This window comes from Devosia psychrophila, assembly GCF_000971275.1.
Classification (GTDB): domain Bacteria; phylum Pseudomonadota; class Alphaproteobacteria; order Rhizobiales; family Devosiaceae; genus Devosia; species Devosia psychrophila.
In genome coordinates, this window is record NZ_LAPV01000075.1 from 26801 (window position 1) to 40022 (window position 13222).

Here is a 13222-nt window from a genome sequence, read left to right on the forward strand (position 1 = left end):
TTCGCAGAGATGCCCGTCGGCGTATCTAGGTACAGGATTTAACGAAGGAAAGCCCATGCAGATCGGCTCCGTCATCGCCGTGTTTTTCGTCATCTGGTGGCTGAGTTTTGTCGCCGTGCTGCCGATTAGCAATCGCAGTCAGTCGGAGGTCGGTCACGTCGTGGCGGGCACCGATCCCGGAGCACCGGCAGTGCCACATCTGCTACGCCGCGCCCTGATCGCCACCGGCATTGCCATTGTGGTGACCGCTCTGCTGTTCTGGGGCCTGAGCAACGAAACGCTGCACCACTACTGGAATCGTTGAGCGCTACATCCGCGCCCCTTCGTCGCCAGCTTGCCTTCCCACGCGGGGACCGTCATGTACCGGACAGTCATTTTCCTGCCCTTGCTGCTCGCTTCGGCAGCCGTTACGGTTTGGGAGCTGAATAGCCACGACACCAAGAAAACCTGGGAATACGTCGCTTACCAATCGGATGGCATCGACGAGCTGCAATTCTACTGCGACAATGTCGACCCGGACGACATCCAGATGCTGGTCGTTACCAGTCTCGACGCCGAGGCCGGTGACGATGAGTTTGCGGATGTCTCCGTCAATGCCTTGATCGATGGCGTCCGGTTCGACGATCTCAGCGGCTACTACGACGAAGTCGAGGGTGAGCGAACCGTGGTGCTGGAAACGCGGGAAGAAGCGCGCGTCCGCGACATTCTGGATGCGGCCCAGGCAGCAAGCCAACCGATCCAGATTTCCTATGATGTGCATAGCCACCGATTCTCGGTGACCGATATCGGCCTCGACGGTTTTGTTGAAGGCTGCGAACGCTAAGCTCGTTTGTGTTTTGGCTTTCCGAGGGCGTGTGCGTGGGCCATTTCCAGGGCAAGCTGGATATCATCCATCGTCGCAGCCGCAAGCGTCGCGACAGTCCAGCCCTGGCGTCCCCAGGCATTATCGATTGGCGCAAAGACTTCAGGGGCCAACTGGCATTTGAACTCCTGCTCATCCGGTGTGAACTTGAAATTGGCGGTGAGCCCATCGCCCGTCAATGTCACATAGATGCGGTCGACCTTGAACGCAGCGCGGTCGAAATGCGGTGCTTCGCCGGTGCCGGGCAAGGCCAGAGCCATGCGTCTGAGGTCTGCCGCATGCGCCATCGCTGCCCCTTCTCTTTTGCAGTTACCGCTTATAGTCTGAATCGGAAACAAAAAAGCGGGGCGCAAGGCCCCGCTGAATTGAGTTTGATCGACAATACGCTGGTCTTAGGCACGCTATGAAGCGGCAGCCAACGCTCCTCCCTTGACGTTGTCGACGTCCGGCGGTTTGTCACCGCCTGTGCTTTATTGTCACAGACTCTAACAATAAGATTTCGCGCTGTCACGCAGATTCTGCATGCCTTCCATGCTTGCGTAGGATGGACGAACAGGATTTGAGTGGGCATCAACAAAAGCCTCGAGTCGACGGATTTTTCCGGGAGTTTTCCATGCGCCTGTCTCGCTATTTCTTGCCCGTACTGCGCGATGTGCCCAAGGAAGCCGAAATTGCCTCGCATCGCCTTATGCTGCGTGCCGGCATGATCCGCCAGCAAGCGGCTGGACTCTATTCATGGCTGCCGCTTGGCTACAAAGTGCTGATGAAGGTACAGAAGATCATCGAAGAAGAGCAAAATCGCGCTGGCGCGATCCAGCTTCTGATGCCGACCATCCAGTCGGCTGACCTGTGGCGCGAGTCGGGGCGCTACGACGCCTATGGCAAGGAGATGCTGCGCATCGAGGATCGCCACGAGCGCGAATTCCTCTACGGCCCGACCAATGAAGAGTTGGTCACAGACATTTTCCGCACATACGTCAAGTCCTACAAGGACTTGCCGCTGAACCTCTATCATATCCAGTGGAAGTTCCGCGACGAGGTGCGTCCCCGCTTTGGCACTATGCGCAGCCGCGAATTCCTGATGAAGGACGGCTATTCGTTCGACCTGACTAAGGAAGACGCGGTGAAAGCCTATGAGCGGGTCTTCGCCTCATATCTGCGCACCTATGCCCGCATGGGCCTGACCGCTATTCCGATGCGCGCCGATACAGGCCCAATCGGCGGCGACCTCAGCCATGAGTGGATCGTGTTGGCCGAGACCGGCGAAAGCGCCGTGTTCTGCGACAGCCGCCTGCTGGACAAACCCATTCCCGGCAAGGACACCGACTTCCGCGGTGACCTCAAGCCGATGTTCGACGACTGGACCTCGCTTTATGCTGCGACCGAAGACATGGTCGATATGGCTGAATACGAAGCCGCCGTTCCCGAGGAATTCCGGGTTTCTGCGCGCGGCATCGAAGTTGGCCATATTTTCTACTTCGGCACCAAGTATTCCGAACCCATGAAGGCCACGGTCACCGGGTCGGACGGCAAGGAAACCATCGTGCATATGGGCTCTTATGGCATCGGGCCCTCGCGTCTCGTACCGGCCATCATCGAAGCGTTTCACGACGATTCCGGCATCGTATGGCCGGTTTCCGTCGCCCCATTCGAAGCCGTGCTGATCAATCTCAAGGCCGGCGACGCCGCCTGTGATACGGCCTGCGACAAGCTTTATGGAGAGCTGAACGCGGCTGGCCTCGACATGCTGTATGACGACCGCGACCAGGGTGCCGGCGCCAAATTCAATACCGCTGACCTGATCGGCATTCCGTACCAGATCATCCTGGGGCCGCGTGGCCTCGCTTCGGGTGATGCCGAGATCAAGCATCGCAAGACCGGCGAGCGCGAAACGCTGCCGATTGCCGACGCGGTCGCCCGCCTCAAGAGCCTCATCGAACCGCAGCGAAAGACCGACATTTGACCGACACGGCGCCGCCTCTGCTGAACAAGGGCACGCGCGCCTTTTCGCGCTTCGAATGGATGATCGCCGGGCGCTATCTGCGTGCCCGGCGCAAAGAAGCGTTCATCTCCGTAATCGCCAGCCTGACCATGGTCGGAGTGGCTATCGGCGTGGCGACGCTGATTGTCGTCATGTCGGTCATGAACGGCTTTCGCGCCGAACTGCTGACCAAAATCCTCGGCCTAAATGGTCATTTTACCGCCTATCCCATCGAGCGTGAGTTCACCGACTACAAGGACACGATTGCTTCGATCGAGAAAATCGATGGCGTCGATTTTGCGGTGTATTTCGTCGAAGGCCAGGTGCTGGCTTCGGGGCAGGGTAGTTCGACCGGCGCTTCGGTGCGGGGCATGGACGAGGAAAACCTCAAGAAGCTCAAGCTCTTGTACAATTCGGCCGCACAGGGTGGCTGGGACCAGTGGGACGAGACTCGGGGCATTGGCATCGGTTATCGCCTAGCGCAGACGCTGGGCGTCTCTCTGGGCGACCAGGTCCAGATCATCAATCCTGACGGGGCGATGACGCCGTTTGGCTCTACACCGCAGATCAAGTCCTATCCGGTCAACGTCATCTTCGACCTGGGCATGGTCGAGTTCGACAGCCTGTTCATCTACATGCCGCTCGAACCGGCGCAGGACTATTTCAAGATGTTCGACGAGGTCCTCAAGCCCGGCATGCAGCCGCCGGCGACCGGACCGCTGGACCCGCCGCTGACCAATGAGCAGATGTCGGAATATTATGAGAGGATCGGCCGCGCATCGGCCGCCGAAATCTTCATCGACGATCCCGACGACATCGCGGTCATGCGGCAACGCCTGCAGAGCGACCCATCGAGCCGGCCGTTGATCCTTACCGACTGGCAGCAGCGCAACGAGACCTTCTTCTCGGCACTGCAAGTCGAGCGCGTCGTGATGTTCACCATCCTGTCGATGATTATCCTTGTGGCGGCCTTCAACATCATTTCCAGCCTGATCATGCTGGTGAAGGACAAGAGTTCGGACATTGCGGTTTTACGCACCATGGGGGCAACGCGCGGCGCCATCATGAGGATTTTCTCAATCACTGGCACCACAATCGGCGTCATCGGCACGCTTAGCGGCGTTGCGCTGGGCTTGATCGTTGCCTCGAACGCCGAGACGCTGCGGGCAGCCTTGTCCAACACTCTGGGCGTGGCCATCTTTCCGCCAGAAGTGTTCTTCCTATCTTCGCTGCCGTCCAAGACCGATCCGCTGGAAGTTACCATCGTGGTGTGCCTTGCGCTTGGCCTCAGCTTCCTCGCCACGCTTTATCCGGCCTGGCGTGCCGCCCAATATGACCCGGTAGAGGCCCTGCGTTATGAGTAAGCCACATCTGGTCCTGACCGACGTGCATCGTCACTATGGGCAAGGCGACAAGATCATTCGCGTGCTGGAGGCTGCCAACCTGACGGTGCACAGCGGCGAACTGGTTGCTCTGGTTGCGCCTTCAGGCGCTGGCAAGTCGACCCTGCTGCATCTCTCTGGCCTGCTGGAGAGCCCGCAGGGTGGTGAAATCGAGATCATTGGCATTCCGACCAGCAAGCTGGGTGATCGCGGCCGAACGCAGCTCCGCCGCTCGACGGTTGGTTATGTCTACCAGTTCCACCACCTGTTGCCCGAGTTCACCGCGCTCGAAAATGTCTCGATGCCGCAACTGATCGCCGGCAAGTCGCAGGCCGAAGCGGACAAGCGCTCGATGGAGTTACTGGATCTGCTCGGGGTCGGCCCACGCGCCAGCCACCGGCCGGCCGAGCTGTCCGGCGGCGAGCAGCAGCGCGTGGCCATTGCCCGCGCCGCTGCCAATCATCCCAAGGTGATCCTGGCCGACGAGCCCACCGGCAACCTCGATCCCGAGACTAGCGACATCGTCTTTGGCGCGCTGGCCAACCTGATCAAGAATGAGGGTGCTGCGGCCCTTATTGCGACGCATAACCATGATCTGGCGCGCCGGGCTGACCGGATCGTTACGCTCAAGGGCGGGTTACTGATCGATCACACTTTGTGATCCAGGCAGACGGGCGCATAGTCTGCTCTCCTGCTTGAGGAGAACGGCACATGACTTTGCTGATGATCATCGGGACTATGGCTGTCGTGGCGTTGCTCACTGCGAAGGGCAGCCGAACGCACTAGAGCGCGGCGGCAATATCCTTGGCTAGCGCTGCAAGCTCCGCGTCGTCCGCCTTGCCGCCACCATGTGCGACGATTTCCACGCCCTCGTAGACGGGGATGATGTGAAAATGCAGGTGGAACACTGTCTGCCCAGCAGGCGCCTCGTTGAACTGTGCCACACGGATGCCGTCGGCACGGGTCGCCTGCTTGACGGCCTTGGCAACCTTCTGAACCAGCGGAATTGCTGCCGAGAGGGCAGCCGGGTCGGCATCGAGCAGGTTGCGCGACGCTGTCTTGGGAACGACCAGCACATGCCCGCGTGACTGCGGGAAGATGTCCATCATGACGAGAGCCACATCATCCTCGTAAACCTTATGGGCGGGGATCTCGCCGCGCAGGATCTTGGCGAAGATATTGGATGGGTCGTAGCTCATGGTCACTCCGCCGGCTGTGAAACGTCCGCCTCGTCCTTCTGGAAGAATCGAAAGCGGAAATAGTTGAGCACGGCGAGACCCGTGAAGGTAACCGGCACGTAGCGGAATCCGCGACGGATCAGGAACAGCGCCATGTTGACCGCGGTCTCAGCACTCATCGCGCCCTTGCCCATGGATGACGTAAATGAAGACGGCACGATGTGGCGGTAGATCAGCGCGTCTGAACGGTAGTAGTCGCGGGCGCGCAGGGCGAAGGCACGTTTGGAAGCGGAATAAGCCTTGAGCTCAGCGATGCCCATATCGCCGTGGAACTCGACTTCCGAGCCCAGGGCCCAGACTTCCGGCGGTGCCAAGCGGGTCTTGCCGATCTCGGTGAACAGTTCGGTTAAATCGCGGAAGGTGACGTTGTTAGCATTCCAGCAATCCTCGCTCTTGGCGCCATGCGCCAGGATCACCACGTCGGCGCGCTGGAGTTTTTCCTGCATGGCCGCGTAGTTGCCGCCAGTAAAGTCGACGCCGGATTTGGCCGTCTCGACGATTCCGCCCAGCTTGGTCAGTTTCTCCACCATGGCAGACCCAAACGCCCCGCTGGCGCCCGTTACCAGAAACCGCCGGCCTTCGATTTGGCAGGTGGTCCCGAAGATCAGGTCGAAGACGTTCGCGAAAGACGAGAAGAAATTGTGCGGATAGACGTGGTGCATCGCGTGGTAGTTGTTGCCAACCCAGAGCAGGCCCTGCTGTCCGCCAACGCGATCCATAGACATGTGGTTGTAGTCGAGGCCTTCTTCGCGCAGCGTCATCACCAGCATGACTGCGCGAATTGCCGAGACTGCAGCGATGACCGGCCACGGAAAAACCAACAGGAAAATCAACGTTCCTGCCATCGAGGCGAGGTATTCGGGCATGATGTGAAACCAGATGTTGGCCCGCGCGTAAGCCGGGTTGATCTGCATATCAAGGCCGAGAAACTTGTGGTGCACCCAGTGCCAGGACGAGAACTTGCGCAGCAGCGGTATGGATGAGCTTTCCCACTGATGCAGGGTCCAATGCAGCGCGTCGAACAGTGCTGTCGAAACGACGAAGACGAACGCGGCCTGCAGCAGGAAAATAACAATGTCCCAGATCATGGGTTCTACATAGTAGCGTTCCGCGGCCTGCGAAAGTGGCGATCGTGCCACGCCTTAGCGATCGGTACGCTCGCCTTTGCGGAATGGGGTGTATTGCTCGAGAACTTCCTGGCTGTGCTCCACCGAGCGGCGTTCGCGCTCTAGGTAGTCGGCAACAGCCTCGCGCAGCCCCGGATGGGCCAGCCAGTGGACGGAATAGGTGGTCGCCGGGGCATAGCCGCGCGCCAGCTTGTGCTCGCCCTGGGCGCCGGCCTCTACTACTGCCAGCTTGTGCTCAATGGCGTAGTCGATGGCCTGATAGTAGCAGAGCTCGAAATGCAGGAACGGCACGTCGCGGGTGCAGCCCCAGTTGCGGCCGAAGATGCGGTCCTTGCCGACGAAATTAATGGCGCCGGCAATGGGGGTAGGGCCGTCATAGGCCAGCATCAAGACGATGCGGTCGGCCATCGATTGGTTGAGCAGCGAGAAGAACTTGCGGTTGAGGTATGGCCGGCCCCATTTGCGGGCGCCGGTGTCCTCGTAGAAATCGTAGAACGCGTCCCAATGTTCTTCGCGCAGGTCAGCGCCACTGAGCCATTTGATGGTCAGGCCGTCAGCTAAAGCATCGCGCCGCTCGCGCTTGATGGTCTTGCGCTTGCGCGAAGACAGGGTTTCGAGGAATTCGTCAAAGCTGGCAAAGCCATCATTGTGCCAGTGGAACTGGGTATCCAGTCGTTTTAGCCAGCCATCACCGGAAGTGGCATCCGCCTCGGCCTCCGGTACGAAGGTCGCGTGCACCGAAGACGCCTCGCGCTGGATGGCGAGTTGCTGGGCGGTCGAGAGCAGGGCGGCGGTGATTGCGGCATTACCAGAGGGCACCAGCAGCTTGGGAGCGGTCGCCGGCGTGAAGGGCACCGAGCATTGCAATTTGGGATAGTAGCTGCCGCCAGCACGCTCCAGGGCGTCAGCCCAGCCATGGTCGAAGACATATTCGCCCATGGAATGCGACTTGAGGAAGAGGGGCATAAGGCCCAGCGGCTGCTCGCTCTCATCGCTGAGCAAGATATGCTGCGGCTGCCAGCCCGTCTTGGGCGTGGCGCAGCCCGACTCTTCCAATGCCAAAAAAAAGGCATGGTCCAGGAACGGGTTATCCGTGACCCCGTCCGTAGATGGGACAAGGCTGTTCCAGATGTCAGCGGGAATGCTGGCCGTGCTGGAATGGATGGTGGCGCGCAATGTGGGCTGATCGGCCAAGGGACGTCCGGGCGGAGAGGAAGCGTCCCCCAAGATAGGACGCTTCGCTCAGTATTGTAAGGTTTTCCGCGCCAATCACGCAGATTTGGCGGGAGTGAAACCTTCGAACACTATCTGGTCGACGAATGGCGCTGCTGCGTCGGCCTCCGCATGCGATCGGATGGTCCAGGCCGTCACCGGCTTGCCCAGCGCGCGCCAGAAGGTGATGGCCGGCAGCTGCAGGGCCTTGTCGTGGCATGAGATGAAGTCGAATTGTGTCTCGTGCCAGTGCAGCAGATGACGGAGGGTATAGCGCTGCTGCTCGGTCAGGTGCGTATCCCAGTCTATCTGCTCATAATCATAGGTGATAATGCCGCGCGGGCCGGTGAAGCCGAACTGGCGGATCGCCGTGAGCAGGTTGGGGTCGAACGATTCGACGGTGACCGGTCCCTCATATGACTTCAGCAGTTCGGCGACCGAACGCGCCAGCAGTTGGGTGCCATGAGCGTCGCGCTGATGCTTGAGCTCGATCTGCAGCAGGGTGCGCCCGGCGATCTGGGCCAGGAAGTCGGCGAACTTCTGCGGGCAATCACCGGCAGCGCTATCGAGCAGTGGCGTCGTGGAGAACTCGGCGGCCGTGGTATCGGCAACGGCGCCTTCCTCGCCCAGCAGGCGCTTCATGTCGTCGTCATGAAAGACCACCGGCACGCCGTCGGAGGTGATCTGCACGTCGCACTCGATGGCAAAGCCGCCCGCTACAGCCGCTTCGAAGGCACTGCTGCTGTTTTCGATTACGCCCTTGGCGCGGTCATGCAGGCCGCGATGGGCGATCGGGTTTGGAAACAGAGTGTCGGTCATGCTGGCCTCGTCGTGTTTGAGAAGCCTCAGTGGCACCGTTGTGTGACGATCGTGTTGCAGTCGGCCTTCGACCTAAACTTCGACGACCGCCTCGATTTCCACGGCAGCACCGAAGGGCAGGGAGGCCACGCCAAATGCCGCGCGGGCGTGCTTGCCCTTGTCGCCGAGTACGCCAACGAGCAGGTTCGAACAACCATTGGCCACCAGATGCTGTTCGGTGAACTCTGGGGTGGAGGCAACCAGAACGGTAACCTTGAGAATACGCTTGATCTCATCCAGCGGTACGCCGCCCATGTGCACGATCTGGCTCAATACATTGAGCGCGGCCAGTTCGGCAGCGTTGCCGCCCTGCACGACATTCATGTTATCCCCCAGTCGGCCTGTCACGACGCCATTGGCGTCGGCTGAAATCTGACCGGAGACATAGAGGATGTTGCCGCTCCGGGTTACTGGGACATAGCTGGCCACCGGTGCCTTGGGTGCCGGCAGTTCGTATCCATATTCGCGGAGTTTTTCGATCGGACTGGTCATCTTCTCTTGCTTTCGTTCTGGTCGTCTGGTTCGTCCGGCACGGGTGCCGGCTTTTGTCGGTACAGCTTGCCGCGCACCACGGCCTCGCGGCCGAAACGGGTGCGGACCCGGTCCATGGCCCGTTCCGCGGCGGCTTTGCGCGCGATGGCCGGCTCCATCAGGTCGGCCGGATCGCTGCCATCGGCGGTATCGATACCCGAAACACCGATTCCAATCAGCCGGAAAGCGGTGCCGTCGATTTCGCGCTCGAGCAGCGACAGGCCGGTCTCATAGATCACATTGGCGAGCTGCGTGGGGATCATCAAATGCCGGGCGCGTGTACGCAAGCGGAAACCGGCTGATTTGAGTTTGAGCGTCACCGTGTCGCCGACCACATTCTTGGCCTTGAGCCGTTCGGAAAGGCGTTCGGTAACCTGTAGCAGTTGGGTCGAGAGTTCTTCCACGCCGCTGATATCGGTGTTGAAAGTAGTTTCCGACGAGATGGTCTTCATCTCGGCATCGATGGAAATACGACGGCTGTCCTCGCCACGGGCCAGCCTTGCCAGGCGGGCGCCGGTCTCGCCGTAGCGGCGCATCAGGTTTTCCGGTGGCTCTGCTTGAAGCTGGCCGATGGTCACCAAGCCATCCTTGCGCAGGGTTTCGGCAAATACCTTTCCGACGCCGTAGATCAGGCTGATCGGTTTGGGAGCGAGGAATGCGATGGTTTCGGCGGCGCCGATGACTGCGAAGCCACGTGGCTTATCGAGGTCGGAGGCGGTTTTGGCGAGGAACTTGTTGTGGCTGAGGCCGACGGAAATGCTGACGCCGACCTCGGTTTCGATCGCCTTGGCGAAACGGGCCAACACTAGAGCGGGCGGGGCTTTGTGCAGGGTCTGGGTGCCGGAGAGATCGAGGAAGGCCTCGTCGATGGAGAGAGGTTCGACCAAGGGCGTAAGGGCGTCCATATAGGTGCGAATCTGCCGGCTGACCTCGACATACTTGGCCATGTTGGGCTTGATGACGACGGCATCAGGGCAGAGCTGCAGGGCCTTGAACATCGGCATGGCTGAGCGGATGCCGGACTGGCGGGCGATGTAGCAGCAGGTGGAGACGACGCCGCGGGTGCCGCCGCCGATGATCAGTGGCTTGTCGCGGAGGCTGGGATCGTCGCGTTTTTCGACTGAGGCATAGAAGGCGTCGCAGTCGACATGGGCGATCGATAGGCTGAACAGCTCTTCGTGGCTGCGCAGGCGCGGCGAGCCGCAGCTTGGGCAGCGCATCGGCACGATAGTGCTCGAGGCGTGCGCCAGGCAGTCGCGGCAGAGCCAATCGAGCGCCATTGCCTACCCCGCTGGATTGAGCCGATGCCACACGCGCATGAACTGTTCCGGGGAAAGTCCGGCGTTCGCGCAGAAAGCGAGCAGAATCGGTTCGTTTGAGGCAAAATAGTCGATGAGGCCGTGCTGGAGGGCAGGCGAGCCAACAGAATTGCGTAGCGCATCCGGGTCAAGACCGGCGTATTGCATGAAAGCGAGCAGCTCCTCCGGGTGCTCCGCCAGGTAGCCGAGGCAGGACCCGGCCAGGGGAGCGACGGAAGGTTCGGCTCGTTCAGAACGCGGCACTGCAGGCCTCATTGGTGTTTTGTAAGAGATTCGATGCTACCTGAATGGTGCGGTAATGCGAAGCGGCGCCAGCGTCCCGGCGACGCGGAGAACGACAAATGCCCAAAACTGTGATGATCGTTGAAGACAATGAGCTTAACATGAAGCTCTTCAACGATCTGCTGGAATCGCGTGGATATGCCGTCATCCAGACCCGCAACGGCATGGAGGCGCTGGATCTTGCGCGCGCCCATCGCCCCGATCTGATCCTGATGGATATCCAGCTTCCCGAGGTTTCGGGGCTTGTTGTGACCAAGTGGCTCAAGGACGATGATGACCTGGCCCATATTCCGGTGATCGCCGTAACGGCTTTCGCCATGAAGGGCGACGAGGAGCGAATTTTGCAAGGCGGTTGTGAGGGTTACATCAGTAAACCGATCTCGGTGCCTCACTTTCTGGAAACTATTGCTCGATACATTGGGCCGGCCTGATCACGCAGTCTGGACTGTCTGATCGGCTGCTTGACGCCGATGCAGGGAAGCCATCGGCCGCCGCACAGTTTCGGGGCCCACAGTGACTGCACGCATACTGATCGTTGACGATATCCCTACCAATGTCAGGCTGCTTGAAGCGCGGCTTTCGGCGGAATATTACGACGTCGTCACGGCCTCGTCAGGTCCGCAAGCCCTTGAAATACTTGATACTTCCGACGTCGATATCGTGTTGCTCGACGTCATGATGCCAGACATGGACGGCTTCGAAGTTTGCCGTCGCATCAAGGCCAATCCCCGTACCCAGCATGTGCCCGTGGTGATGATCACCGCCCTAGACCAGCCATCCGACCGGGTAAATGGCCTTGAGGCTGGTGCCGATGACTTCCTGACCAAGCCGGTCGACGACGTGCAACTGATGGCGCGCGTCAAAAGCCTGGTGCGGCTGAAGTCGCTGACCGATGAATTGCGCGCCCGCGCCATGACCGGGCAACAGATCGCCATCGAAGACGCCATTCGGCAGATGGACAAGATCAATACGGCCGGTGGCTCCATTCTCATTGTCGATACCGATCAGCGCCATGCCGAACGGCTGAAGAATTATCTCACGCCGGAACACGACGTGGATATCTTGACCCAGCCGGCCGATGCGGTGTTCCAAGTCACTGGCAAACATTATGAATTAGCACTGGTCGCGATGTCGCTGACCGATTTCGATCCGCTGCGCGTCTGTTCGCAGATTCGCACGCTCGAACACACGCGCAACCTGCCCATCATTTTGGTGGCCGACGAGGCCGACAAGCCGCGTGTGGTGCGGGCGCTGGACCTGGGCGTCAACGACTTCATTTCGCGGCCAGTCGAGCGCAATGAGCTGGCAGCTCGGGTGCGGACGCAGATTCGCCGCCAACGCTATGCCATGGAACTCCGCCAAAGTGTCAGTAATACCATGGCCTTGGCCGTGACTGACGACATGACAGGGCTGTATAATCGCCGCTATTTCGATCGCCATCTTGGCGTCATGTTGAGCAAGGCGCAGAACCAGGAGCGCGACATGGCGCTGATGATCCTGGACATCGACCACTTCAAGTCGGTCAATGACACCTATGGCCACGATATTGGCGATGCAGTGCTCAAAGAGTTCGCCTCACGCCTGAAGCGAAACATCCGGGGCGTTGATCTTGCTTGCAGATTTGGTGGCGAAGAGTTCGTCGTGTTGATGCCCGACACCGACTACGCTCAGGCCGAGATGGTGGCCGAGCGGGTACGGCAGTCGATTTCCGAGCGGGTGTTCGAGGTCAACGCCGGGCGTCCGTTAGCGGTGACCGTTTCGGCCGGCGTGACGCTGAACGAGAACGCATCCGACACGCCTGAGTCCCTCATCAAGCGGGCTGATGTGGCGCTGTATCGGGCCAAGCGCGAAGGCCGCAATCGCGTGGTATTCGACGCCGCGTAAGAGCTTCGCGGCTGGCTGCGTTAGGGTTATCCGTTATAATTAACAAAGCTTTACCGGCTTGAGTCCACTGGTAATCCTTGAGTTATTCCCAACTAAGCGTAGGTTGCCCCCAACACGGCGAGTGTCCCATTTTAGGACAGTTACCGAGGGTTCCCTACGGCTATCTCAGGTCCGCCGCAACGCCTGAGTCCCGTAGGGCGGTTGGTCCGGATGCGGACAGAGTGGCCTCTTCGACATGCCGCTCCGGACCAGCCACTCATTCATTTCATGTCCACAGATCTGACACTTGGTCCGTCTCGCGTTAGCAGACTGTTAGGTCGTGTTGACAAACTGGATTCCCAAAACGTCTTTGCTGTGATTCAAGACTGCTTTTTAGGAGGCGGTTTTGGCACGCGGGGATTTGTCGGACGCAGAGTGGCGGCTCATTGGAGAGCTTTTGCCGGCTGAACGAGGGCGCAAGTCCCGACCAGCGCAAGACAATCGCCGTTATCTGAACGGCATGCTCCATGTTCTGCGGGTTGGCTGCCCCTGGCGCGACATGCATGA

At 59.9% G+C, this 13222-nt stretch carries 16 protein-coding genes; 8 read left to right on the forward strand and 8 right to left on the reverse strand.

Annotated features, from left to right (window positions below; genetic code table 11):
* Positions 1-55 precede the first annotated feature (55 nt).
* A complete protein-coding gene (locus WH91_RS06295) occupies positions 56-304 on the forward strand; it encodes a DUF1467 family protein (RefSeq protein WP_046170141.1) in 249 nt (82 codons plus the stop codon).
* Between the two features lie 54 nt (positions 305-358).
* Positions 359-823, forward strand: coding sequence for a hypothetical protein (locus tag WH91_RS06300; RefSeq protein ID WP_046170142.1), 465 nt, complete (start codon positions 359-361; stop codon positions 821-823).
* Here WH91_RS06300 and WH91_RS06305 read toward each other — a convergent pair.
* A complete protein-coding gene (locus WH91_RS06305) occupies positions 820-1149 on the reverse strand; it encodes an MmcQ/YjbR family DNA-binding protein (protein ID WP_046170143.1) in 330 nt (109 codons plus the stop codon). The genes WH91_RS06300 and WH91_RS06305 overlap by 4 nt on opposite strands.
* Before the next feature lie 326 nt (positions 1150-1475).
* Here WH91_RS06305 and proS point away from each other — a divergent pair, with 326 nt between their 5' ends.
* From proS to WH91_RS06320, 3 genes are read left to right on the forward strand one after another with little or no spacing between them, the layout of a single operon-like run.
* The gene (proS, locus tag WH91_RS06310) at positions 1476-2825 is read left to right on the forward strand and encodes a proline--tRNA ligase (RefSeq protein WP_046170144.1); all 1350 of its coding nucleotides are present in this window, start codon (positions 1476-1478) and stop codon (positions 2823-2825) included.
* Positions 2822-4207 carry an ABC transporter permease gene (locus WH91_RS06315; RefSeq protein ID WP_425285361.1) on the forward strand — a complete coding sequence of 462 codons (1386 nt, stop codon included), beginning with the start codon at positions 2822-2824 and terminating at the stop codon, positions 4205-4207. The genes proS and WH91_RS06315 overlap by 4 nt, the downstream gene beginning before the upstream one ends.
* On the forward strand, positions 4200-4886 hold the full coding sequence (locus tag WH91_RS06320) for an ABC transporter ATP-binding protein (RefSeq protein ID WP_046170145.1): 687 nt from the start codon (positions 4200-4202) through the stop codon (positions 4884-4886). The genes WH91_RS06315 and WH91_RS06320 overlap by 8 nt, the downstream gene beginning before the upstream one ends.
* Positions 4887-5007: 121 nt before the next feature.
* Here WH91_RS06320 and WH91_RS06325 read toward each other — a convergent pair whose 3' ends face one another.
* The 7 genes from WH91_RS06325 to WH91_RS06355 form a co-directional block, all read right to left on the reverse strand.
* Positions 5008-5424, reverse strand: coding sequence for an HIT family protein (locus WH91_RS06325; protein ID WP_046170146.1), 417 nt, complete (start codon positions 5422-5424; stop codon positions 5008-5010).
* A 2-nt stretch (positions 5425-5426) separates the two neighbouring features.
* A complete protein-coding gene (locus tag WH91_RS06330) occupies positions 5427-6602 on the reverse strand; it encodes a hypothetical protein (protein WP_144408351.1) in 1176 nt (391 codons plus the stop codon).
* A 3-nt stretch (positions 6603-6605) separates the two neighbouring features.
* Positions 6606-7784 carry a GNAT family N-acetyltransferase gene (locus WH91_RS06335; RefSeq protein WP_052952634.1) on the reverse strand — a complete coding sequence of 393 codons (1179 nt, stop codon included), beginning with the start codon at positions 7782-7784 and terminating at the stop codon, positions 6606-6608.
* Between the two features lie 75 nt (positions 7785-7859).
* Entirely contained in the window at positions 7860-8621 is a 762-nt protein-coding gene (locus WH91_RS06340) for a glycerophosphodiester phosphodiesterase family protein (RefSeq protein ID WP_046170148.1), read from the reverse strand.
* A 72-nt stretch (positions 8622-8693) separates the two neighbouring features.
* On the reverse strand, positions 8694-9152 hold the full coding sequence (locus WH91_RS06345) for a RidA family protein (RefSeq protein ID WP_046170149.1): 459 nt from the start codon (positions 9150-9152) through the stop codon (positions 8694-8696).
* The gene (locus tag WH91_RS06350; RefSeq protein WP_046170150.1) at positions 9149-10471 is read right to left on the reverse strand and encodes a DNA polymerase IV; all 1323 of its coding nucleotides are present in this window, start codon (positions 10469-10471) and stop codon (positions 9149-9151) included. Before WH91_RS06350 ends, WH91_RS06345 begins: the two co-directional genes overlap by 4 nt.
* A gap of 3 nt (positions 10472-10474) precedes the next feature.
* Entirely contained in the window at positions 10475-10753 is a 279-nt protein-coding gene (locus WH91_RS06355) for a DUF3572 family protein (protein ID WP_158409526.1), read from the reverse strand.
* A gap of 98 nt (positions 10754-10851) precedes the next feature.
* On the opposite strand from WH91_RS06355, the gene WH91_RS06360 reads away from it, so the two are divergent.
* From WH91_RS06360 to WH91_RS23255, 3 genes are all read left to right on the forward strand, one after another.
* On the forward strand, positions 10852-11223 hold the full coding sequence (locus WH91_RS06360; protein ID WP_046170152.1) for a response regulator: 372 nt from the start codon (positions 10852-10854) through the stop codon (positions 11221-11223).
* Positions 11224-11305: 82 nt separating this feature from the next.
* Positions 11306-12676: a PleD family two-component system response regulator gene (locus WH91_RS06365; RefSeq protein WP_046170153.1), complete on the forward strand. Its 1371-nt coding sequence runs from the start codon at positions 11306-11308 to the stop codon at positions 12674-12676.
* Positions 12677-13061: 385 nt separating this feature from the next.
* Positions 13062-13222, forward strand: a 161-nt coding sequence (locus WH91_RS23255; protein ID WP_144408352.1) for a transposase, incomplete at its 3' end; no start/stop codon positions are given.